This window comes from Type-A symbiont of Plautia stali (assembly GCF_059731155.1).
In genome coordinates, this window is record NZ_AP035891.1 from 317057 (window position 1) to 340778 (window position 23722).

The following is a 23722-nucleotide window of genomic DNA, read 5'->3' on the forward strand; positions in this document are numbered from 1 at the left end:
CAGCGGGCGCCCGGCCCGCTGTTCTCATCCTTCCCAAAACAAAAACCACACGAAAAGTCCACTACGATCATGACACTGCATATTGTTATGTTATAGCATATTAACATCAGCACCCCTTCAGGTGCGCGTGATGTCATTATTCAGGAGTGATTATGTCAGCTTTATCCTCAAACGGCGGCTTTAGGCGGCTGCCGGTCACCGTACTCTCTGGCTTTCTTGGCGCCGGAAAAACCACCTTGCTTAACCATATTCTCAACAACCGCGAAGGCCGCCGCGTGGCGGTGATCGTTAACGATATGTCGGAAGTGAATATTGATGCCGCGCTGGTGCGCGAAGGCGGCGCGGCGTTGTCACGTACCGACGAGAAGCTGGTGGAAATGAGCAACGGCTGCATCTGCTGCACGCTACGCGAAGATTTGCTGCTAGAGGTCAACCGGCTGGCAAAAGAGGGGCGTTTTGATCATCTGGTGATTGAATCTACCGGCATCTCTGAGCCGCTGCCGGTGGCGGAAACCTTTACGTTTGCCGATGAAGAAGGGCAAAGCCTGTCCGCCGTGGCGGCGCTGGATACCATGGTGACAGTGGTGGATGGCTACAATTTCCTGCGTGACTATGATTCCAGCGAAAGCGTACGCTCGCGCGGCGAATCGCTCGGCGAGGAGGATGAGCGCACGGTGGTCGATTTGCTGATCGATCAGATTGAATTCTGCGATGTGCTGATTCTTAACAAAACTGACCTGATTGATGCGGCGGAGCAGGCACGGCTAACCGCGATTCTGCACTCGCTCAATCCCCGTGCGCGGATTATTTGCGCGCAGTTTGGTCAGGTGGCGCTTGATCAGGTGCTGAATACCGGCCTGTTTGACTTCGATGCTGCGGCACAGGCCCCCGGCTGGCTAAAAGAGTTGCGCGGCGAGCACACGCCTGAAACTGAAGAGTACGGCATCCGCAGCTTTGTTTTCCGCGCGCGTCGTCCCTTCCATCCGCAGCGTTTTTATCAGGTGATTACGCAGCACATGCAGGGTGTGGTGCGTTCGAAAGGGTATTTCTGGCTGGCAACCCGCCCGCGTCACGCCGGATCTTGGTCGCAGGCCGGCGGCGTCACGCGGCAGGGGCTGGCCGGGATGTGGTGGGCGTGCGTGCCTGAAGATCGCTGGCCGCAGGACGCAGACACGCTGCATTACATCCGCGAAAACTGGCATGAAGGCACGGGGGATGCGCGGTAGGAGATGGTGATCATCGGTATCGACATGGATGAGACCGCGCTGCGTCAGCAGCTGCACCATGCCTTACTGACCGAAGAGAAGATGGCGCTGGGGCCAGACAGCTGGGCACAGTTGCCGGATCCGTTCCAGCCATGGTTTGACTAATCCGTCGCCGCGCAGCGGGCTGTGCGGCGACGAACCCATAATCATAACCGGGTATTCACCAGCCGCATCTGGGTGCAGAACGGGCACTGACAGCCGCTCACCGCCGCCGGCAGGCGCGCATGCGCTTCGGCAATCGCCAGCGGTTGCGCCTGATCGGTGCTGGCGAGCGCGTTAGCGGGTTTCAGCGCCAGCTTTAACGGATCGATTTTCGCCTGAAATGCTCCCGCTTTCGCCGAAGCAAAAGCAATCACTAACAGTGGAACGGTAACCTTCATCGCAGCAATCTCAATCAGAGCACGGGATTGTAACGATATAACATAAATGTGGCGCTGTTAAGCGCCTTTATGTTGCGATCCCAGTCACATTGAAACTTCGACGCCATCAGCAAACGGCAGCGATGTATAGAGGCGGCTGCCGTGGACCATTTCCAGATACTCCGGGCTGAAATCGGCATCATCGGCCACAATCAGGGCACCCGGACGCAACCAGGGCTGCACCAGCTGCAAAATCTCCGGATAGATCGCCTTCGCGCCATCCAGCACCAGCATATCAATGCTGGCTGGCAGGTCCTGACTCAGCGTGTCCAGCGCATCGCCCACGCGAATTTCAATCAGATCACTGACGCCAGCATCGGCAAAATGATTGCACGCCAGCGCCACTTTGCCCGGATCAAACTCGCTGGTGATGATGCGGCCGCCGCCGTTATCGCGCACCGCCGCAGCCAGGTGCAGGGTGGAAAGACCAAACGAGGTACCAAACTCAACGATATGCTGCGCCCGGCTGCTGCGCGCCAGCATGTACAGCAGTTTGCCGGTTTCCCGCGAGACCGCCAGCGGCACATCTTTTAAATGACCGTAGAGTTCGCGGTAATCAGTTTTGCTCTGCAGCAGACGCGTTTGCTCCTCATCGGACATTACGCGAAACGCTTCATTGGTGGGATGCACCATGTTATCGGCCAGCTCAAACAGATAGTTAAGCAGTGGTGCCAGCGGCGCGGAAGTCAGGGTGTTCATCATCGGGGTTCCTGCATCAGAGAGTGGATTTTGCGGTAGTAACAGAATACGATGAATTACTCGCATTTCACTATTCGCGTTCAGGAGCAGACCATGGCCGCACAACGTAACGCTAAGATTTCTGAAAGAAAAAAGCCGCAGCAGGCGCGATCCAGTGAGCTGGTGGCAGCCATTTTGCAGGCGGTGACTCAGGTTTTGGAGCAGGAAGGTGCCACGCGCTTTACCACTGCCCGCGTGGCCGAACGGGCGGGCGTCAGTATTGGATCGCTGTACCAGTATTTTCCCAACAAGGCCGCTATCCTTTTCCGTCTGCAGAGCGAAGAGTGGCAGCGAACCGGCGATCTGCTGGGTTCGATTCTGCGCGACAGCGAATCCACGCCGCGTCAGCGCTTGCATCAGCTGACCTGGGCGTTCCTGCACTCAGAGTGTGAGGAGGCGGCGATGCGCACCGCACTGAATGATGCCGCGCCGCTTTACCGGGATGCGCCGGAAGTGCAGGTGGCGCGGGCGGCGGATTTAATCAACAGTACGCTGGGTAACGTCGGCAAGCATTTTTCCGAATCGCCGCGCAGCGCAGCAGAAATTCAGGCTTACGCACGTGATATGGCAGACATGTTTTGTGCCTAGATCAGAGAAAAAGGGGCCAAATTGCAGTAAAAAATGGGCTGGAAATCTCTGAAAGCGGTTAACAAACTCATTATTCACATTCTCATTAATCCACACCGCGAGTAAGCTTGATAAAACCTTGGTAAAGCCGGATGGATTGACGGCACACAGAGACGGGAGAGCATGATGGCAGTAAAAATGATTGCGGTGGATATGGATGGGACATTTCTCGATGACAATAAGCAGTACAACGCACAGCGTTTTGCGCGCCAGTACGCGCTGCTGAAGGAGAAAGGCATCCGTTTCGTGGTCGCCAGCGGCAATCAGTATTATCAGTTGCAGCACTATTTTCCCTCTATCAAAGATGAGATCGCGTTCGTGGCTGAAAACGGTGCCTGGGTGTCCGACAGCAACGAAGAAATTTTCTGCGGCGAACTGGCGCCGGAACGTGTTCATCAGGTGCTGGATATCCTCGCCAAAGAGCCGGAGCTCAGCACCGTGGTGTGCGGTCGCAACGGGGCTTATGTGCACAATTCAATGCCGGATGAGGTGGTCGCCATGCTGGCCAATCACTATCGCCGGTTGGAGAAACGCGACAGCCTGTACGATATTGACGATACCATTTTCAAGTTTTCGCTGAATCTGGCACACGAAGGTGTCGAGGCGCTGCTGGCGCGTCTGCACAGCGAACTGAACGCGATTGAAAACATCATGCATCCGGTCTCCAGCGGATTTGGCTTTGTCGATTTGATCATTCCCGGCTGCCATAAGGCGCACGGCATTGCGCTGTTACAGGAGATGTGGGGCATTGACGATTGTGAAGTATTAGCGATTGGCGACAGCGCCAACGACATCGAAATGCTGCGCCAGGCCTGTTACAGCTTTGCCATGGCCAACGCCGCTGCACCGGTGGCAGCCGTCGCGCGTTATCGTACGGAAAGTAATAACGACGAAGGCGCTCTCAACGTCATCGCCCGCCTGCTGGCACGCGAAACGCCGTTTGGTTAACGGGCACCGGATCGATCCTCGAACCGCGGCGCCATTTAGTGTGGGATAAATCGCGCCGCGACGAACAGTGTGCAAACCGCGCGTGTTTATTCGCTGGCTGATGACGCTGCAGGGCGGGCGTTTTCCGCTGGCGTGCCGCTTGCCGCGCGAAGATTAGCTTCCATCTCATCCAGTGCCGCTTGGTTTTCTAATCTCCACTGATACATTTGCTCAATCGGCCGGGCTAAGGTCATTTCCAGCGCGGTCAGCCGGTAATCCACTTTCGGTGGAATGACTTCGTAAACCTGACGCGCAATTAAGCCGCGCTGCTCCAGCTCTTTCAGTGTCTGAAACAGCATTTTTTTCGAAATCCCCTGCAGGTTACGCTGCAGTTCACCGGTACGGGCGCGCTGTCCCGGCCAGTGATACAACGCGTGCAGCACCATCGTGCTCCACTTCAATCAGACGGCGCGGTGGCGAATCCGCATAGAAAAACAGTTTGCCATCAACCCAGGCTGGCATCGCACTCTCCTTTATGGTGACCAAATGGTGACTACTATCAATTCTGCACCGCGTTGATTATAGTCTGCCGCCTTCATTCAGCCCACATCAGACTTAAGGAAGGCATCATGAAAATTAACGCACTGGTGGCGCAGGATGCAGCGCAACCGCTCGCTGCCGGCCAGATTACATTGCGTCCGCTGCAGCAGCAGGACGTAAAAATTGAAATTCTTTACTGAGGTGTATGCCACTCCGATTTGCACATGGCGCGCAATGAGTGGGCGGTCAGTCGTTATCCGCTGGTGCCGGGCCACGAGATCGTTGGACGCGTGCTGGAGACCGGAACTCAGGTTACGCGCTTCAAAGCCGGTGATGTGGTCGGTGTGGGCGTGATGGTGGATTCCTGCCGTGCCTGCCACTTCTGCCAGTAGCAGGAAGAGCAGTACTGCGAAGCGGGCTTCACCGCTACTTACAACGGCATCGATAAATACACCGGCGACAGTACCTGGGGCGGCTACGCGCAGAATGTGGTGGTCGATCAGCATTTTGTCGTGTCGATCCCGCAAAATCTGGCACTGGCGGGCGTGGCACCGCTGCTGTGTGCGGGCGTGACGGTGTGGTCACCGCTGCGCCATTTCGGCGTCAAAGCTGGCGATAACGTCGGGGTGGTGGGTCTTGGTGGTTTGGGCCACATGGCAGTAAAACTGGCCAGCGCGCTGGGCGCTAAGGTTACCCTGTTTACTACCTCGCCGGAAAAAGGCGCTGACGCACGTCGTCTTGGTGCTACGCGCGTGGTGGTGTCGCGTGATGCCGCGCAGATGGCGGCATGCCAGACCTCGCTTGATTTCATCATTGACTGCGTGGTGGCACCGCACGATCTTGCTCCTTACCTCGCGACGCTGAAGACCACTGGCCGTCTCGTGCTGGTCGGCATTCCTGACCAACCGCATCAGTCGCCGAACGTCACGCCGCTGGTGTTTCGCCGTCTGAGCATCAGCGGTTCATCCATCGGTAGCATCAAAGAGACCCAGGAGATGCTGGATTTTTGCGGCGAGCACAACATTACCGCAGATATCGAGTTGATTGCCGGTGAAGAGATCGAAACGGCCTTCGCGCGTATGCTGAAGGGCGAGGTGAAGTACCGTTTCTTCATTGATATGCTGGCGACTCGCTGGTAATTGCCCAGCGATGGCCGGCGATTTTAGCCTGAAATCGCCGGCTTTTCTATGAATAGGCTACTCTGGCAGTACCGATTTTATGACACAGCACATTTTCTCCCCGCAACAGTAAACAATTCCCGTTACGGTCCGATAACCCCTTCTGCAGACTCAACAAAAACAACAATGACAGGAGCGAGACATGGGACTGGTCTCCCGATTACGGAATGTACGCATTACGCGCAAGCTGGCGGCGGGCTTCGGCATCCTCCTGCTGCTGCTGGCGCTGGCCACGGCGCTCAGCGTGCAACGTTTCAATCAGATTCACGACATCTATCAGAAAACTAATCTGATTTATGACATCAACATTGAAGTCTTTCAGGCCAAAATCAATCGTCTTAAATACCTGTACGGCGAGGACAAGGCGGGCGGCACCATGAGCGATTACGTCTTACACGCTCAACAGCTAACGCAGCAGGCCCAGCAGCTGCCGTGGACGGCGGACGCCAAAGGTTTGCTCAACGATGTCGCTACCCATCTTGCCCGTTTTCAGCACAGCATCACCGCCATGACACAGGCAACCCGACAGTTCAACGATCTGCGCAGCCAGCTGGATGCGCTGAGCCAGCAGGACATGACGTCGCGCTATACCGGGCTAATCCGGATACCCGTCAGCACACCCGAACTCACGAACCAGATTTATCAGCTGCTGTTTGCCATCAGTAATGTGCGCGAAGAGGCCTGGGCGCTGCGCTTCAACGTCAGCGAGGCACTGCGCAATAAACTGGAACATGATTTTCAGCGCGCCGGGCAGGACATGAACGCGTTACTGACCCAGCTGCCGGCGGAAGCAGCAGGGCGGATTTAACGCGCTATGGCAGGATACCGAACGTTTTAAAGATCTGAGCTTACAGGCGGCATCGATTTACGGCCAGCTGCGCGTCGCGGAAAACACCGTCAAAGTGGCGGGCGATAACAGCAGCGCGGCAATTAAACAGATCATCGCTCTTGTTAAGGCGCGTAACGATGAACTGGCTAACGGGTCAGCGGCGCTATCGCTGCTGATTGGCAACTTGGCGATATTGCTGGGCGTGCTGGTGGCCTGGTTCATCATCCGGCAGATTACGCGCCCGGTGTTCCACAACCTCGCGCTGGCGGAACGTATTGCTAGCGGCGACCTCAGTTCGCAATTTGTCACCAATCGCCAGGACGAGCTGGGCCAGCTCACCTCTGCCATGGGACGCATGAATGCGCGGCATGATTGGCGAGGTGCTGCACAGCGTTAGCAATGTGTCGCAGGCTGCCAGCACGATACATCAGGGCAACCTGGAGTTGTCGTCGCGCACCGCCCAGCAATCGGCTGCGGTGGTGGAAACCGCCACCAGCATGGAGCAGCTGACCGCCACGGTGAAAAATAATGCCAGCAATGCGCGTCTCGCCAGCCAGATCGCTGCGGAAGCGACGCATAACGCCAGTCAGTGCGGTATCGCGGTGCACAATGTCGTCAGCACCATGGGCGAGATTTCTGATAGTTTTAAGAAAATTGCCGAGATTACTGCGGTGATCAACAGCATCGCCTTCCAGACCAACATCCTGGCACTCAACGCGGCGGTTGACGCCGCCCGCGCCGGCGAGCAGGGGCGAGGCTTTGCCGTGGTCGCCAGCGAAGTGCGTAATCTGGCACAGCGCAGTGCCGGAGCCGCGAAAGATATTGAACGACTGATTGACGAATCGGTGGGGCGTATCAGCAACGGGCATCAGCAGGTGGCGCGGGCGGGTGAAACTATGGAGCAGATTGTCAGTAGCATCGCACGCGTGAATGAAATCATTGCGGAGATCTCGGCTGCTTCTGATGAGCAGAGCCGCGGCATCGAGCAAATCGCGCGCGCGGTAGGTGAGCTGGACGGCACCACCCAGCAAAATGCGTCGCTGGTCAGCGCGTCATCCCATTCAGCACATGCGCTGGAAGAGCAGGCATTCATGCTGCAGCGGCTGGTCAGCCAGTTCTGCTTGCAAGGGGCTGTAAGCTAAAAACACGCGCAGCGGCAGCGAACTTCACCCGCTGGCCGCTGCTGCTGATAGCGGCAAAGCGCTGTTATTTACGTGACCGCCAATGTGCAAGGCGAAAATTCTTAAAAAAAGTCGCCGCAGGGCGAATTTTTCCCGATACACTGCCATTTTTGTCGACCTGAATTTTCCCGTGAATGAATTACTACTCGCCTGATGAAAACCATTTGAAGCGACGGTCAAAACGCTTCGTCCGTCGTATGTTCATCATGCGTCAGCTCGGCACGATCCTCTGTTTCTTTCCGATTCTCTCGGTGTTGCTGGAAATGCAGCGCGGACTGGCATTCAGCGCGCTGCTGTTTGTTAACGCCTTCTTCTGGCCATGGCTGGCGTATCAGCGTGCGCTTCGTGCCGAAGACTCAACCGGTACCGAACGCCAGAATCTGACGCTGGATGCCGCCTTTGGCGGAATTTGGGTGGCGCTGATGGCGCTAAGCCCGATGCCCTCTTTTGTCATCATGGCGGTGCTGGCATCGGATCGCTATGCCGCCGGCGGCGGCGCGCAGCTGATTGCCGCCATACAGGCATTTTTGTGCGGGTTTATTATGGTGTGGCTGCTGGATGGCACCAGCGTACATCTTGCGTTCAGCACGCAAACCGTCTGGCTGACGCTGCCGCTGGCCACCTGTTACATGCTGGTACTCAGCGTGGCTTCCTACAATCTAACCTGGCATTTACGCACCCGCAACCGTGAACTGGAGCGCATTGCGCTGATGGATCCCGGCCTGAAAATACCTAACCGGCGCCTGTTTGCGCGGCGACTGGAGAGTGAGTTTCTCAGCACGCGGCGCGGCGATAGCAGCGGCTATCTGCTGTTGCTGGATGTCGATCACTTCAAAGTGGTCAATGATAGCTGGGGCCATGAGGCGGGCGATTTTCTGCTGGCCGAGATCTCGGCGCTGCTGCGCAACTATGTCGGGCTGCAGGACATTCCGGCGCGCTTTGGCGGCGATGAGCTGGGCGTCATCGTGCATCAGGCCAGCGATGAATCGGTGGTGGAACTGGCCGAAAGGCTAAAAGAGAAGATTTCCCAGCTGCGCTTACCGGCCTCGGCAGAGTTTCGCTGCTCGGTCAGTATCGGTATTGCGCCTGCGGTCAGCGCCGAATCGTTAAGCGACTGGCTGAGCCATGCTGATGAAGCGCTGTATGAAGTGAAGCGCGCCGGGCGCAACGGCGTGCAGCTGTGGCAAACGCCGCTGGCCCGCGCATCATAATCAGAAAAATTCAGGATCGCAGTTTACCGGAAAATTCAGCGAATTGGCGATGAAGCAGGCTTCGTGTGCCTGATGATGCAATGCCCGCGCGCGATCGGCATCCGCTGGGTCGCGCAGTTTGATGCGCGGCTTGAGCGTGATATCGGTAAAGCGTCCACGCGCCCCCTCGACCATGTTCCCTTCGGCAGCATCTTCATACTCCTCCACCACAATGCCGGCATCGGCGCACAGGTGTAAATACCACAGCTTATGGCAGGCCGCCGCAGACGCCAGCAGCAATTCCTCAGGATTCCAGCGCGTTTTATCCCCACGAAATGCCGGATTGGCACTCAGCAAAATGGGCGGTTTACCGGGTGCCTGTAATTCGCCGTCACGATCGTAAGCAGTATAAGAAGCTGTGCCGTCGCCGCGATTGCCGCTCCAGCGAAGGTGAATCTGGTAATGGTGCTGCCGTGCTGCCATGGGAAATGTCCTGTTTAGTGAGGTCACCTCAGCAGCTGTTATTCACAACGTTCGCTGCGTTTTCGTTCTAATTAATCAGATGCGCGTAGATGCCATCTGAAACACCTTACAGTAAAATGTTAACGTAATCAGCGTATCTCATTGACATACATGAAATGTTCAGTGCTGAAACGGTGATGCGCAAGAATCACCGGCGTGGCGCTTTGATCAAATGAGACCTCATCGATCACCATCACCGCGTGCGGTAGTGCGAGTTCCAGCAGGGCGGCATCTTCTTCCGTGGCCAGTGTGGCGCTGATTTGCTCGCGTACCGCCGCAACACGCACATCGTAATGCTCAAACAGGTAACGATACAGCAACTGCGGTAGCTGTTCCGCCGGCGGAAAGTCAGGCAGACGCGCGGCGGGCAGCACCAGCGTTTCATGCATGGCCGCAATGCCCTTCACCCGGCGCAGGCGTTTCAGGCGAATCACTGCTTTACCCGCCGCGATCTGCAGCTTATCGGCCTCGTCGGCGCTGGCGCGGCTGTGCTGATAATCCAGCAGTCGCGTTTCCGACTGCAGCAAACCGCCCGATTTGTCATGCAGACGAAAATAGTGAAAGAAATGGCTGAGGTTATGCAGCGGCGCCCAGCCGGTAACCACCGTGCCGGTTTTGCGCCGGCGCATCAGCATACCTTCCGTCGTGAGCGCCGCCAGCGCTTTGCGCACCGTACCGACCGAGACACCGAACTTCGCCGCTAGGCTGTTTTCACTTGGCAAAATGGTGCCCGCCGGCAGTTCGCCCTGCAGGATTGATTCACTGATGTGGCGCTTCACTACTTCGTACAGCGGAGCTCCTTCGCCTTCGTTCAGGCGCCTGAATTGAGGAACGTCGTGCGCGTCATAGTTTTTTTGCATGTTTCCGATTACCGATTGACCCCAGCTGTTCATTTGCATTATATATAAACTATATAGAAATAAAATAAGTGAAAAGTTTACGCAGGAAAATTCATCACTACAACGCGCTCTGACCCATATCGCCGACGATCAGGCGCAGATTCTTGACGATCTGCAACGCATGCTGGCGGTGGATACCTGCTTCCCGCCCGGACAGGGTTACGCAGAATTCGCCGACCTGCTGAGCACGATGCTGCAGCCGCTGCATTTTAGCCTGCAGCGCGTTTCGGTGCCCGACGCGCTGTGGCAGACGCCGGACGGCAGCGCGCAGGGCGAGCGGGTGAATCTGCTCGCCGCGCTGGATGCCGGCGCGGCTGAAAACTGTAACCTCTACTTTCACACCGATACGGTTCCGGCCGGCGATGGCTGGCGCTTTCCGCCGCTGGCGCTCAGCGTGGCGGAAAACAAGCTGTTTGGACGCGGCGCCGCGGACATGAAAGGCACCATCGTGGCCGCGCTGGCTGCGGTGCGGGCCGCGCAGCGCTATCAGCTCAGCCTGCGCTATAACCCGGTGTTTCTACTCTGTACCGATGAAGAGGGCGACCTCTATCCCGGTATTCGTTATCTGGCGGAGCAGCAGTTATTCCACGGTCACCTGCTCAGCTTCAACGGCGGCGCGGTGCCGCGTATCTGGGCCGGCTGTTTTGGCAGTATCGATATCAAAATTACCGTCAGCGGCCGCTCGGCGCACTCCGGCGATCCGCTGCAGGGTATTAACGCCATTGAGGCCGCGCTTCCGCTGATGAATGCGCTGTATCAGCTGAAAGGCGAGGTGGAACAGCGGGTTTCGGCTATGCCCGCGCCGCCGCACTATCAGGGCCAACCGCTCACCGCCTTACTGACGCTGGCCGCCGCGCACGGTGGCAGTAAAGGCTCCACCATTCCGGAACGCTTCGAGCTGCTGGTTAATCGCCGTTATGCGCCGGAAGAGCCATTTTCTGCGGTGTGGCAGGAGCTGACGCAGTGCGTGGATAAGGCGATGCAGGACAGCGCCGCCAGTGACGTCACGCTGCAACTCATTGGCCATCTGGCGCCGGTCGCCGATCCCACCGGTCCGCACTGGCCGCGCTGGCAGGCGGCGCTCAGCCAGGGCTTCGGCTTCCCGCCAGCAGAATTCAAAGCCTGGGGATCCGCCACCAGCTCGGATATGGGCTGGGTACAGCAGGCCGGCATTCAGGAAATTCTGCTGGGCGGACTTGCCCGTCCCGATAACCGCATTCATGCCGCCGATGAATACACCACGATGGCAGATGTTATTGCACTTTCGCAGTCGATTCTGGCGTATCTCGCCGATGATTTTCAGCCAACCCAGGGTAATTAATAAACCAACGAGGAACAGAAGATGTGCGCCATGAAAGGGTTAAACCGCAGACAGTTTATCGCCAGTTCAACCGCCCTGACCGGAGTGGCGCTGCTGCCTTGGTCATTCAGTGGCTCGGCTGCCGCCGTTGCCAGCGCGACCCCGGGCGGCACGCCGCGTATAAGGTGGCGTATTGCGCATCAGCGTTGACCAGGCGGTCAGCTTGCTCAATCCCCATCAGGTGCGGGTTAATCCGGAATATCTGGTGGCAGAGCTGCTGTATAGCGGCTTAACCCGCCTGACGCACGCGATGAAAGCGGAAGCCGATCTGGCGCAGTCCTGGCAGCCGAGCGACGACTTAACCCAGTGGACCTTCACCCTGCGGCCCGATCTGCGCTTCAGCGACGGTTCGCCGCTCACCGCAGCGGATGTGGTCGCCAGCCTGCAGGCGCTGCTGGACCCGAAAAACGCCTCACCGGCGCTGCACAACATCGGCCCGATTAAAACGGTAAGCGCCAAAGACAACAACACCATCCTGATTGAGACCGAGGCGCCTTATGCCGATCTGCCGGTGATGCTGGCCTATCCGGATGCCAAAATCATCCCGGCGCATATCGCGCAGGGGCAGTACGACAAGCTGAGTAGCGCCTCGCTGGGGGCCGGACCGTTCCAGCTGGTGTCTTCCGATCCGGAACGCAAAATCGTGGTGAAACGCAACCCGCACTATTACGACGCCACGCGGCCGTATCTGGATGGCGTGGAAGTGGTGGTGTATCCCGACGCTATCGCTGAAAGCTCCGCGCTGATCGCCGGCGATACCGATCTGATGCTGAGTGCGCAGTCGAGCGAGTTTGCCCGCTTAGCCAAATCGGCGGGCGTGTTGCCGCTGCGTGTAGCGTCCGGCCAGTTTCTTAACGTCAACATGAGCTGCGATCAAAAGCCGTTTAATGATGTGCGCGTCCGCCAGGCGCTGGCATTATGCGTGGATCGCCAGGCATAGGTGGATTTTGTCGCAGACGGGCTGGGATCGCCGGGTAACGACACGCCGATCAACGCCGCTTATCCGTATTACGCGCAGCTGACGCAAAAAGCGCTGGACTACAGCAAAGCCAAAGCGCTGCTGGCGGAGGCCGGTTATCCCAACGGTCTGGATTTAACGCTCATCGCCTCAGACAAGCCGTCAACCCGCACCCAGCTGGGGATTGCCCTGCGGGAGATGGCGAAACCGGGCGGTTTCCGTATCAATGTGCAAACCATGGCGCACAGCACCTATCTCGATCAGGTGTGGAAGAAGGGCAATTTCTACGTCGGCTTTTACAATATGCAGCCGACGCCAGATGCGGTGTTTTCTCTGCTCTATACCTTAACAGCGGCGTGGAACGAAACGCGCTGGAACAATGCGGCCTTCGACGGTGCGGTGATGGCGGCGCGTGAAACCAATGGCGAAACGCTGCGCACCCAGCTGTACGGCAAAGCCCAGCAGCTGATGCATGACGAGGTGCCCTCGTTAATCCCGACCTTCTTTGATTTGCTGGCCGCCAGAGTCGTGAGCACGTGGCGGGCTATCATCTGCATCTGCGTGGTGCGGTTTTCCGCCTCGATCATGTCTGGCTGACCGCTAACGCGCCAAAGCGCAGCCTGTAAGGAGCGACCGTGACAGCAAGTTACCTGCTTAAACGCCTGCTGCTGATGATTTACACGCTGCTGGTAGTGTCGCTGCTGGTGTTCGGCATCACTCAGTTGCTGCCCGCCGATGCCGCGGTCACACTGCTGGGGCAAAACGCCACGCCGGACGCACTGGCGGCGGTGCGGGCGCGGCTTGGACTGGATGCGCCCGCCTGGCTGCAATACTGGCACTGGCTGACGCAGGCCCTGCAAGGCAACTTTGGCGTGTCGATGCGCAATGGCCTGGCCGTCGGGCCAACGCTGCTGACCGCGCTGTCGCGCTCGCTGCTGCTGGCGCTGTGCGCCCTGTTGCTGATGCTGGTGATCGCCATTCCGCTCGGCATCTGGGCGGCCGTGCGGCGCGGTAAGACCGCCGATGTGCTGGTCAGCATGATCTCGTACATGAGCATCTCGTTTCCGGAATTCGTCACCGCCACGCTGGTGCTGCTGCTGTTTGCCGATGTCTGGCAGATTCTGCCCGCTACCGGTTACGTGCCGCTCAGCGAAAATTTTATCAGCGGTATTCAGCATCTGATTCTGCCGTCGATCACCGTTGCGCTGATTCTGGTGGCACACGTTTCACGCATGGTGCGCTCGGAAATGGTTGACGTGCTCCACACCGACTACGTTCGCGCCGCGTGGCTGAAAGGCCTGTCGCGCCGGCGCATCCTGTGGCGCCATGCGCTGCGCAATGGCCTGCTGCCCACCATCACCATTGTGGCGCTCGACGTCGGCTATCTGCTGGGCGGTATTGTGGTGGTGGAGGAGATTTTTGCCATTCCCGGTATTGGCCGGGAGCCGATCGTCGCGGTGCAGGCGCGCGATTTGCCCACCATTTAGGCCGGCGTGATGATCCTCGCAGCAACCTATGCCGTCGTGAATTTCCTCACGGATTTGGCCTACGTCATGCTCGATAAGCGGATTTCCTATGCCTGAAATACTGAAACGATTACTGCGCTCGCCGCAGGGTGCGGCGGGTATGCTGATTCTGCTGCTGGCGCTGCTGATGGTGGCGGGCAGCGCGCACGTAGCACCGTTTGATCCGGAAGCGATCTCGATCCTGACGCGTTACCGCCCGCCCAGCGCAGAGCACTGGTTCGGCACCGATCAACTGGGGCGCGACATTTTCAGCCGGGTGCTGGTCGGCGCGCGATCCACCATTTTGCTGTCGCTGCTGGCTACCGCGCTGGCGATGGTTATTGGCTCGTTGCTGGGCACCGCCAGCGCCTACCTTGGCGGCAAAGTGGATGAATTCCTGATGCGCACCATGGATGCGGTGATGGCGATTCCCAGCCTGCTGTTTGCGCTGCTGATTGTCAGCACCCTGGGGCAGAGCAGCATGAACGCCGTGCTGGCTATCACCATCGCCTTCGTGCCGGGCATGGTGCGCATTGCGCGCAGCGTGGCGCTGGCAGCGCGTCAGCAGGACTACATCAGCGCCGCCATCGCGCGCGGCGAAGCGGGTTACTACATCATTCTGCGCGAAATGCTGCCGAACATTCTCGCGCCGATCATCGTGGAAGCCACCATTCGCGTGGCATTCGCCATCATGCTGTTTGCCACGCTGAGCTTTCTCGGCCTCGGCGCGCAGCCGCCCGAGCCGGAGTGGGGGCTGATGGTGTCCGAGGCGCGCAGCTACTTCTTTAAAGCACCGTGGATGATGATGATCCCCGGTCTTGCCATCGCGCTGGTGGCGATTGGCTTCAACCTGCTGGGCGATGGCCTGCGTGATGTGTTAAATCCAGGGAGCCACAAATGAAGAGTCCGCACAACCCGGTGCTGTCGGTGGACAATTACAGCCTCGATTATGCGTTAGCGCGCGGCCATTCGCTGCCGGCACTGCGCGATATCAACCTGCAGGTGATGCCGGGCGAAGTGCTGGGGCTGGTAGGGGAGTCCGGCTCCGGCAAGACCACCCTCGGCTGGGCGATCATGCGCTGGCTGGCCAATAACGCACGAGAGCAGGCGGGTGATATCCGGCTGAACGGCGAAAGCCTGCTGCAGCTGCCAGCGAACAAACTGATGGCGCTGCGCGGTAAAAAGCTTGGCATGATTTTTCAGGATCCCAGCGCGTCGCTGAACCCGACGCTGACGCTGGGTGAACAGGTCACCGAAGTGCTGCGCCGTCATCGTGGGCTGTCAGCGCGCGAGGCGCAGCAGCTTGGGGGAATCGCTGCTGCGCGATGTCGAGCTGAAGCACCCGGCGCGCATGATGCAGCGCTATCCGCATCAGGTTTCCGGCGGTGAGAAGCAGCGCATCCTGATCGCTACCGCCTTCGCCTGCCAGCCGGACTGCCTGATTTTTGATGAGTCGACCACGGCGCTGGACGTCATCAGCTCGGCGCAAATCCTCGATCTCTACGAGCGACTGCGCGCAGAGACCGGCGTCGCGTCGCTGTATATCTCTCACGATCTGGCGCTGGTGGCGAAAGTGGCCGACCGCGTGTGCGTGCTGGAGCAGGGCCGCATCGTCGAGCAGGCCGCGACGCGCACGCTGTTCAGCGCACCCGCGCATCCGTATACGCGCAAACTGATTGCCGCGGTGCCGGATCCGCAGCATCGGCTGGTCGCGGATGTGGCGGGCAGTCAGCCGCTGCTTAGCCTGCAGGCGATGACGATTGATTATGGCCAGCACGGATTGCTCGATCGGCTGCTGAAACGAGAGGCGAATACGACGCGTGCCGCCAATGCGGTTTCGCTGACGGTGCATCAGGGCTAAATTCTCGGCGTGGTGGGCGAGTCCGGTTCGGATAAATCTTCACTCGGTAAGGCGATAACCGGCCTAGTGCCGTTCAGTGGCAGCATCGACTTCTGCGGTGCGACGTTATATGGCCGCGCGCAGATGGACCCGCCGTATCGCCGTCGCGTGCAGATGATTTTTCAGCATCCGGACGCGTCACTCAATCCGCGCATGACCGTCGGCGAAATCATCGCGCGTCCGCTACGGCTGTATGGACTGCCACCGGGAGAAAGCGAGGCGCAGGCGGTGGCGCGTCTGCTGCAGGAAGTGCGGCTGCCCGCGGAGTTTGCCAGCCGCTATCCGCACGCGCTGTCGGGTGGGCAAAAACAGCGCGTGGCGATTGCGCGCGCCTTCGCTAACCCGCCGGACCTGGTGATTTGCGATGAAATCACGGCGGCGCTGGATGTTTCGGTGCAGGCCACCATTATCGAGCTGCTGCTGGAGCTGCGCCGTCGCTACGGCACGGCGTATCTGTTCATCACCCACGATCTCAATCTCATCCGCCAGATCGCCCATCGCGTGGCGGTGATGTATCGCGGCGATGTGTTGGAAGTGCTGCCCGGCGAGAATATGCGGGCGCAGGCACAGCATCCTTACACCCGTGCACTGCTTGATGCTGTGCAACATCCCTGATCTGACCCAATCCGTGGCATAACGAGAAGCGCATGAACCCTGAAGAGTTAATTCATCACATCGAGTGAATATTGCCTCACTTTTCTGGCAAAAATGGTGCATCACAAAAGCTACAGGTCACCGAGGGTGAACGCGAGTTAGCGTGCTACATGGCCGCGCAGATGACGCAGCTGGGGCTGGATACCTAGCTGCAGCCGGTGGCGGCGATCGGCTGAACGCCATTGGCCGGCTGGCCGGCAGCGGGGGCGGCCACAGCCTGCTGTTCAACGGTCATCTTGATACTAACCCGGTCACCGAAGGCTGGACCGTCGATCCCTGGGCGGGAAAAATCGATGAGCAGTTTATTTACGGTATCGGCGTTTCTACATGAAAGCGGGCGATGCTGCCTATTTCTGCGCCCTGAAAACGTTGATTGATGCCGGCGTGAAGCTAAAAGGTGACGTGATCCTGACTTATGTGGTCGGCGAACTGCAGGGCGGCATCGGCACGCTGGCCGCCATTGAGCAGGGCGTACGCGCCGACTATTTCATCAATGCCGAACCAACGGATTTACAGGCGCTGACCATGCATGCCAGCTCGCTGATGTTCACCATTGAACTGACCGGCGATACGCGCCATTTGTCTAAGCGTGAGGAGGCGGTCGACGCGATTGCGGCGGCGGTTGAACTGATTCCGCAGATCAATAACATCACCTTCAGCGGAGCGAAAAGCGCAGAACACCGCAAAATTAACCGTGACCATATTGGCATCGTACACGGTGCGCTGGGGCATGATTTGCAGGAGTGGCGGCCGCCGCAGGTCGCGGATTTTGTCCGCCTGAAAGGCTCCGCCCGCTTTGCGCCGGGGCAAACGGTGGACGGCGTGCTGACCGACCTGCAGGCCCTGCTGGATGCGCTGTGCCAGCGCTATCCGGGCCTGCAGGCGCAGCTGTTCGATGACGGCCTGCGCGATAAACCCACCATGCTGCCGTTTGAGGTGTCGTCGGAATCGCCGATCGTTAAAGCGGTCAATCGCGGCTGGCAGACCGTGCGCGGCACGCCGCAGCCCACTGGGGTGATCACGCCGCCCGCCTTCTACGGTACCGATGCGGTCCACTGGTATCAACATGCGGGCATGGAGGGCATCGTGTGCGGGCCCGGCGGCAAGTACAACACCATGCCGGACGAGCGCGTCGAGATCAGTGAATTTCTCGATATGGTACGCATTTATTTGCTGGCGATCCTCGACATCTGCCAGCCGGTTGAACAGGCGTCATGATCGCCGACGCGCTGTCACGGCTGCGCAGCGCCATGCGCGCCGCCGACATCGAGGTGATGCTGATCGATCATGGCGAACTGCTGGCATGGTTAACCGGATATACCGTATCGGAAACGCGCTATCGCGCCTGTCTGGTGCCGCTGCAGGAGGAACCGTGGATGGTGCTGCGCCAGCTGGATGCCGCGCCGTGCCGCGCGCAGTCACCGCAGCTGGCGATTGACGCTTACCGTGATGAAGACGATCCCTAGCTGGCGGTGGCGCAAAGCCTGACACGGTGCGGCTATCAGCGGGAGCGGCTGGGCGCGGATTATGCATCCTACGGCATGACGGTACATAGCTGGCAGCAGCTGGCGCACCATCTGCCCGAGGTGCGCTGGTGTGATGTCAGCGGTCTCAGTGACCGGCTGCGCAGCGTCAAATTTCAGGCTGAAATCGCCAGCTTACGCCAGGCCGCCGGCATTGCCGATGCCACGCTGGCTCAGCTGAGTGCGCAGGTGCAGGGCGACTGGCGCGTGCGTGATGTCGCCGCGCTGGCGGCGGCACAATTTCTGCGGCTCGGTGCTGACAGCGGTGAAACCGGACCGATTGTCATCGCCAGCGGCGACAGCGGATTTTTGCATGCCAGCGGCCATGAGCAGTGTCTGCAACCGGGCGATGTGCTGCACGTTGAGCTGATCCCAAAAGTGCGGCACTACAGCGCGCGCCTGATGCGTCCGCTGATTGTTGGTGAAATCTCTGCGGCGCGCGCAGCGCTGGCACAACAGCTGATCGCCATTCAGGATCGCCAGCTGCGGGCGATGAAGCCGGGCGTTGCGGCCTGCACGGTGGATGCCGTCGCGCGCGAGGCGGTGCTCAGCGCCGGGCTGCGTGAGGATTACAGCAACATCACCGGTTATGCGCTGGGTCTGTATACGCGCACCCCGCGCCCGAGCGATTTCAGCTGCTGTTTTCATCCCCAGGCGCCGTGGTTACTGGAGGAAAACATGGTGTTTCACATGTATATTTCAGCGCAGGGCCTCGCCTTCAGTGAAACCGTGCGCGTCACGGCACAGGGCGCAGAGCGACTCACCACGCTGCCGCGCCAGCCCTTTACGCTGCCGGCTAACAATTAACAGGATGATGTACAGTGCAGGACGTTGAATTAATCGATTTGGCTGCCACCTTGCTGGGCCTGATGTTTGATCTGAAATACGCCACTGCCGATAACATCGCCGGGTATGCCATTTATCGCGACGCGCAGGCGCAGTGGCACTTGTGGGATGCCTGTCCGGACGCGGATTATGTGGTGCCACCGGCGCTGGGCTCGAATCACAGCCGCGGCGTGGCGATCGATGTGACGCTGGTGGATGAGGCGGGCAACATTCTGGAGATGGGTACCGGGTTTGACGACATGTCTGCTGAGTCGCACCCGTTCCATCCCAACGTGCCGCACCAAGCGCAGCGCCATCGTCTGTTGCTGAACGCGATCATGCTCGGCGGCGGTTTTGTCGGAATGCCCACCGAATGGTGGCACTTTGAATTGCCGGATGCGCAAAACTATCCGCTGCTCAGCGATCGCTTTTCCTGCGTCAGCCGTCCTGATCGCGCTCCTGTGAGTGATATTGTGCGTTAATAATCGCGTTATTGAAGCGGGTGGTTCTCCGCCTTCCTGCCTTGACACGCCCTTCGTTCCGACCCCAGAATGCAGCTTGTTCCAAGGGGTGCCCTGTTAGAGGGCTGAGATTCTACCCGCGCGACTGTCAAGGCCAGCAACGTAGTGACCCTCTGAACCTGATCCGGCTAATACCGGCGTAGGGATGTGGAACCGGGGTCACTGCACGCCCTCATTCCCTCTTTGCGCCTTTCTGCGAATCCTGCGCGTAACTCAGGCCCTGGCTGGCCGTTATGCCGCAGTCCAAAGAGGGCACTTTCATGACCGAAGCGTCAATCATCGCCGCGCTGCTGGCGTTTATGCAGCGCGAAGAAACCACGGAAGCGGATTTCAACCAGCTGGCGCTGCAGCTGTTCGCGTGGCAATTCGAACACAATCTCCCTTACGCCCGTTTCGCCCGCCAGCGCGGCCGCACGCCGCTGACGGTCAAACAGTGGCGGCAGATCCCGGCGGTGCCGATCACCGCGTTTAAAGATCTGACGCTGAGCTGCCGTCCGGTGGCGGATATTCCCCACATCTTTATGACCAGCGGCACCACGGGTACCGGCCGGGGGCGCAGCTATCACCCGACGCTGACGGTTTACGATCGCTCGATGCTGATCAATTTCCGCCAGCGCTTTATGGCCGGACATCCGCGCCTGCCGATGGCGATCCTGTTTCCGCCCAGCAGCGCGCTGCCGCACTCTTCGCTGGCCCACTATCTGACGTTGGCGATGCACGAATGCGGCACGCCAGACAGCGAAGTGATGGTGGATGCGCAGGGCCTGAAACTGCCGCGTCTGATTGCCGTGCTGGAGCGGACGCAGGCCAGCGGCCAACCCTATGCCCTGCTGGGTGCCAGCTACAGTTTTTTCCATCTGCTGGACGAACTGGCGCGCCAGCAGCGGCGTTTCAGACTGCCACCGGGCAGCCGCATCCTCGACACCGGTGGTTTTAAGGGCCAGTCGCGTGAAGTCGCGGCGGAGGTGTTTTATAGCGCGCTGCAGCAGACGCTCGGCGTGCCGCGTTCGCACTGCATCAATATGTACGGCATGACTGAACTCAGCACCCAGTTTTACGATTCTGGCAATGAAATCTGCCCGCCGGTGAAATCCGGACCGCACTGTATCCGCACGCGCGTGGTCAATCCGCTGATCGGTGCGGACGTGCCGGAAGGAGAGACGGGCGTACTGGTGTATCACGATCTCGCCCATTTCAATTCTGTTTCCGCCATTCTGACCGAAGATGCCGGCGTGATGGTGCCCGGCGGGTTTCAGCTGCTGGGCCGCGTCGCGGGCGCGGATGCCAAAGGCTGCTCGCTGGCGATGGAATCGTTTCTTGCTGCCGTGCAGGCGCGGGCATGAAAGTGTATGCCGGGCATCCGCCACAGCGAGGTGGCATGGCACAGCCTGCACTTCAGCCGGCAGGGCAGCGCGCTGGAAGTGTGTGTGCCGGTGCTGTCAGAGGCGCAGATTGCCACGCTGGCGGCCAGCGTACGCGATAACGCGCGCCGCTACCTGCACACCCTGAGTGTAGCGCGCATCACCGCGTTGATTGATGAAGCCATCGCGCGCCTGCTTGACCGTTCGCACCCGGTGCGCCTGCAGGCGGAGCGGGTGCTGCCGCTGGTTACCGGCTATGACGCCGATATGCTGCGGCTCGGTTTAACCGGCTATCTCAAAACCTTCCGTGAACCGCAGCTGCGGCGTTTTCTGGCGGAGGATTTCGGCAACGTGCAGATGCTGGACGATTTTCAGCCGCGGCTAAAAGGCGGCTTTGCCCGCGCGTTTGGTCCGCAGCTGTTGCTGCAGGTCTGGGCCGGCAATGTGCCGGGTTTGCCGCTGTGGAGCCTGATTGCCGGCCTGCTGGTGAAGGCGGGAAGCGTGGGCAAAGTGGCGAGTGCTGAGCCGCTGATGGCGGGCTGGTTCGCCCAGCTGCTGGCGGAGATCGATCCGCAGCTGGGCGACTGTCTGGCCGTCGTATGGTGGCAGGGCGGTGATGAAAGCACTGAGCAGCAATGGTTCCGCTAGGCAGATGTGGTGATGGCTTATGGCGGAGAGGCCGCGCTGACGGCGATGCAGCGGCGTCTGCCGCCAGACACGCGCTTTCTGCCGCACGGCCATAAAATCAGTTTTGGCATGGTGGCGCGTTCGGCGCTGGACGTCCGGCGCCGAACGGCGCTGGCGCGTCAGGTGGCCTACGATGTGATGCGCTACGACCAGGCCGGCTGTTACTCGCCGCAGGCGCTGTTTGTTGAGCGCGGCGGCCGGGTGTCGCCGCAGGAGTTTGCTGCTTACCTCGCCCATGAACTTGCCGCGCTGGCACAGCGCTATCCGCGCGCGACCCTGACGCTGGGTGAAAGTCAAGCTGTGGCAGCGTGGCGCAACGCGGAGGAAATGCGTGCGCTGAGCGGTGACCGCACGCTGTACGGCGATGAGAACGATGCCTAGGCGGTGGTGTACGTCGATAAGCCGGAGCCGTTACAACCGGGCGCGCTGGGGCGCACGCTGAAGGTAATTGCTGTGGATACGCTGGAGGAGACGGTTAGCTGGGTGGCAGCGCAGCGCGCGTATTTGCAAGGCGTTGGCCTCGCGGCCGCGCCCCAGACGCTGTTTCGACTGGCGGCGCAGCTCGGTGCGGCGGGCGTCACGCGCATCACGGCGCTGGGTAACATGACTTCGCCGGAGGCGGGCTGGCATCACGATGGCCGCTTTAGCCTGCTGGATCTGGTTACCCTGTGCGAAATCGAACAGGCGGCGGAAACCGCCGCTGAACACTATGCGCCCTATCTTGACTGAGCGGGCGTGGAGAAACGTAATGAAATTCAGCAATCACACCGTGCTGGTGACCGGCGCCAGCCGCGGTATTGGCGCTGCCATTGCCTAGGCCTTTGCCGCCGAAGGCGCGTTTGTCGTTGTCAACTATTTACGTAATCGCGACGCCGCTGCGCAGGTGGTGGCGGCCTGTGAAGCACAGGGCGGGGGTGCACTGGCGATTGCCGCCGATGTGACCTGCGCCGGACAGGTAGCCGATATGATGCAGCAGATCGACGCCGCTACCGGGCGACTGGATGTGGTGGTGAACAATGTCTTCGCGCCTTATCGCTTCGATCCGGACCAGCGCCAGCGCTTCTGGGAAACGTCCTGGTCCGCTTACCATACGCAGTTTGATGGCGCAGTGAACGCCTGCTACAACGTGTGTCAGGCGGCCTTGCCGCTGATGCGCCGCCGGGCGCGCGGCAGTATCATCAATCTGGTAAGTGATTTGATCGCCCGGCCGGCGGTGGCTTATCACGACTATATCACCGCAAAAGCCGCGCTGACGGGCTTTAGCCGGACGCTGGCGGCCGAACTGGGGGCGCTGGGCATTCGGGTGAACTGCGTGGCGCCGGGACTGGTGTATCCCACCGATGCCAGTCAGCATACGCCAGAAGCGGTACGCCACGCGCTGACGGCGCAAACGCCGCTCGGACGACTGGCCGCGCGCCGCGTATATCGCCGGGCCGGTGCTGTTTCTGGCATCAGCGTGGAGCGAATTTGTCACCGGCCAGACGCTGTATGTCGATGGCGGGTTGGTGATGCAGGACCATTAAGCTAGGTCGCCAGTCGCCGCACTGGCGACCTGCCACCGCCATCCCGGTACCTCTATCCGTTATTCCGCCATGCCCACCGTCATGCAGCTATCTGCGCATTGCAGGCAGATTTCAGCACAGGTCTGACAGTGCGGATGCTGGTGCTTCTGGCACTCCCAATCGGCCAGCTGACAGGCCATCGACGTGATGGTACAGAGCTGCTCGCTCAGTTCACTCTGGGCAGCCAGCAGTTGGGCGGTTACGCGACACAGCGCCGCGCACTGCTGATTCAGGCTAATGCAGACGCTCATCTCACTGGCGTCAGCGTCCAGCAGACAAGCCGCCGCACAGTGGTCGCAGGCGGTCGCGCAGCGATAGCACAGCGCGATACAGTCATTGAATTCAGCGTTCATGGGTTTCCTTAGCGTCAGGGTAAAACGACGCATGTGTGAGCCTGAAGGGAGAATTTAGCTAAAACAGAGGTGATATCAAGTGGATAGCGGGGGATTAACACCTGTAAGGTGCATCGCAGATGCAATTATCCCTTTAATAATGCGGAGTTAGCTAATTGTAAGCTTTTGTATATATCAGCGCGGGTAATAAAAACCGCC

At 59.5% G+C, this 23722-nt stretch carries 14 protein-coding genes, 10 pseudogenes and 1 riboswitch; of the genes and pseudogenes, 18 read left to right on the forward strand and 6 right to left on the reverse strand.

Annotated elements, in window-relative coordinates; genetic code table 11:
• Positions 1-152 precede the first annotated feature (152 nt).
• Positions 153-1370: pseudogene (zigA, locus tag AC6I8M_RS01675) on the forward strand (zinc metallochaperone GTPase ZigA).
• Between the two features lie 41 nt (positions 1371-1411).
• Here the strand turns inward: zigA and AC6I8M_RS01680 are convergent.
• Both AC6I8M_RS01680 and AC6I8M_RS01685 read right to left on the reverse strand, forming a co-directional pair.
• On the reverse strand, positions 1412-1645 hold the full coding sequence (locus tag AC6I8M_RS01680) for a hypothetical protein (protein ID WP_010615763.1): 234 nt from the start codon (positions 1643-1645) through the stop codon (positions 1412-1414).
• 84 nt (positions 1646-1729) lie between these two features.
• A complete protein-coding gene (locus AC6I8M_RS01685) occupies positions 1730-2383 on the reverse strand; it encodes an O-methyltransferase (RefSeq protein ID WP_010615764.1) in 654 nt (217 codons plus the stop codon).
• A 93-nt stretch (positions 2384-2476) separates the two neighbouring features.
• Between AC6I8M_RS01685 and AC6I8M_RS01690 the strand changes: the two genes are divergently transcribed.
• The gene (locus AC6I8M_RS01690) at positions 2477-3010 is read left to right on the forward strand and encodes a TetR/AcrR family transcriptional regulator (RefSeq protein ID WP_010615765.1); all 534 of its coding nucleotides are present in this window, start codon (positions 2477-2479) and stop codon (positions 3008-3010) included.
• A gap of 165 nt (positions 3011-3175) precedes the next feature.
• Entirely contained in the window at positions 3176-3997 is an 822-nt protein-coding gene (locus AC6I8M_RS01695; RefSeq protein WP_010615766.1) for a Cof-type HAD-IIB family hydrolase, read from the forward strand.
• Positions 3998-4083: 86 nt separating this feature from the next.
• On the opposite strand, the pseudogene AC6I8M_RS01700 reads toward AC6I8M_RS01695, so the two are convergent.
• Positions 4084-4498, reverse strand: a pseudogene (locus tag AC6I8M_RS01700) (winged helix-turn-helix transcriptional regulator).
• A 107-nt stretch (positions 4499-4605) separates the two neighbouring features.
• Here AC6I8M_RS01700 and AC6I8M_RS01705 point away from each other — a divergent pair.
• The 3 genes and pseudogenes from AC6I8M_RS01705 to AC6I8M_RS01715 all read left to right on the forward strand — a co-directional run bounded on the left by AC6I8M_RS01705 (position 4606) and on the right by AC6I8M_RS01715 (position 8915).
• Positions 4606-5655, forward strand: a pseudogene (locus tag AC6I8M_RS01705) (NAD(P)-dependent alcohol dehydrogenase).
• Positions 5656-5836: 181 nt separating this feature from the next.
• Positions 5837-7665 (forward strand): annotated as a pseudogene (locus tag AC6I8M_RS01710) (methyl-accepting chemotaxis protein).
• A gap of 173 nt (positions 7666-7838) precedes the next feature.
• The gene (locus AC6I8M_RS01715; protein ID WP_498013644.1) at positions 7839-8915 is read left to right on the forward strand and encodes a diguanylate cyclase; all 1077 of its coding nucleotides are present in this window, start codon (positions 7839-7841) and stop codon (positions 8913-8915) included.
• Here the strand turns inward: AC6I8M_RS01715 and AC6I8M_RS01720 are convergent, their stop codons facing one another.
• Complete coding sequence (locus AC6I8M_RS01720; protein ID WP_010615770.1) at positions 8916-9377, reverse strand: OsmC family protein; 462 nt, start codon at positions 9375-9377, stop codon at positions 8916-8918.
• Positions 9378-9505: 128 nt separating this feature from the next.
• Positions 9506-10276, reverse strand: coding sequence for a GntR family transcriptional regulator (locus AC6I8M_RS01725; protein WP_058948845.1), 771 nt, complete (start codon positions 10274-10276; stop codon positions 9506-9508).
• Positions 10277-10436: 160 nt separating this feature from the next.
• Here AC6I8M_RS01725 and AC6I8M_RS01730 point away from each other — a divergent pair, with 160 nt between their 5' ends.
• The 12 genes and pseudogenes from AC6I8M_RS01730 to AC6I8M_RS01785 all read left to right on the forward strand — a co-directional run bounded on the left by AC6I8M_RS01730 (position 10437) and on the right by AC6I8M_RS01785 (position 23132).
• A complete protein-coding gene (locus AC6I8M_RS01730) occupies positions 10437-11636 on the forward strand; it encodes a M20 family metallopeptidase (RefSeq protein WP_010615772.1) in 1200 nt (399 codons plus the stop codon).
• A 21-nt stretch (positions 11637-11657) separates the two neighbouring features.
• A pseudogene (locus AC6I8M_RS01735) lies at positions 11658-13259 on the forward strand (ABC transporter substrate-binding protein).
• Between the two features lie 9 nt (positions 13260-13268).
• Positions 13269-14216, forward strand: a pseudogene (locus AC6I8M_RS01740) (ABC transporter permease).
• Entirely contained in the window at positions 14209-15039 is an 831-nt protein-coding gene (locus tag AC6I8M_RS01745) for an ABC transporter permease (protein WP_010615774.1), read from the forward strand. The pseudogene AC6I8M_RS01740 and the gene AC6I8M_RS01745 overlap by 8 nt, the downstream one beginning before the upstream one ends.
• Positions 15036-16653: pseudogene (gene nikE / locus AC6I8M_RS01750) on the forward strand (nickel ABC transporter ATP-binding protein NikE). The gene AC6I8M_RS01745 and the pseudogene nikE overlap by 4 nt, the downstream one beginning before the upstream one ends.
• 32 nt (positions 16654-16685) lie before the next feature.
• A pseudogene (locus AC6I8M_RS01755) lies at positions 16686-17910 on the forward strand (M20 family metallopeptidase).
• Positions 17907-18158: an aminopeptidase P family N-terminal domain-containing protein gene (locus AC6I8M_RS01760; RefSeq protein ID WP_022548209.1), complete on the forward strand. Its 252-nt coding sequence runs from the start codon at positions 17907-17909 to the stop codon at positions 18156-18158. The pseudogene AC6I8M_RS01755 and the gene AC6I8M_RS01760 overlap by 4 nt, the downstream one beginning before the upstream one ends.
• A 6-nt stretch (positions 18159-18164) precedes the next feature.
• A complete protein-coding gene (locus tag AC6I8M_RS01765; RefSeq protein ID WP_022548208.1) occupies positions 18165-19022 on the forward strand; it encodes a M24 family metallopeptidase in 858 nt (285 codons plus the stop codon).
• Positions 19023-19084: 62 nt separating this feature from the next.
• Positions 19085-19522, forward strand: coding sequence for a D-alanyl-D-alanine dipeptidase (ddpX, locus tag AC6I8M_RS01770; RefSeq protein WP_051588511.1), 438 nt, complete (start codon positions 19085-19087; stop codon positions 19520-19522).
• A 74-nt stretch (positions 19523-19596) separates the two neighbouring features.
• A riboswitch (TPP riboswitch) is annotated at positions 19597-19726 on the forward strand.
• A gap of 95 nt (positions 19727-19821) precedes the next feature.
• A complete protein-coding gene (locus AC6I8M_RS01775; protein WP_041387573.1) occupies positions 19822-20904 on the forward strand; it encodes a LuxE/PaaK family acyltransferase in 1083 nt (360 codons plus the stop codon).
• Between the two features lie 6 nt (positions 20905-20910).
• Positions 20911-22338, forward strand: a pseudogene (locus AC6I8M_RS01780) (acyl-CoA reductase).
• Between the two features lie 19 nt (positions 22339-22357).
• Positions 22358-23132: pseudogene (locus tag AC6I8M_RS01785) on the forward strand (SDR family oxidoreductase).
• A gap of 59 nt (positions 23133-23191) precedes the next feature.
• Here AC6I8M_RS01785 and AC6I8M_RS01790 read toward each other — a convergent pair.
• A complete protein-coding gene (locus AC6I8M_RS01790; protein ID WP_498013645.1) occupies positions 23192-23557 on the reverse strand; it encodes a four-helix bundle copper-binding protein in 366 nt (121 codons plus the stop codon).
• Between the last annotated feature and the right edge of the window lie 165 nt (positions 23558-23722).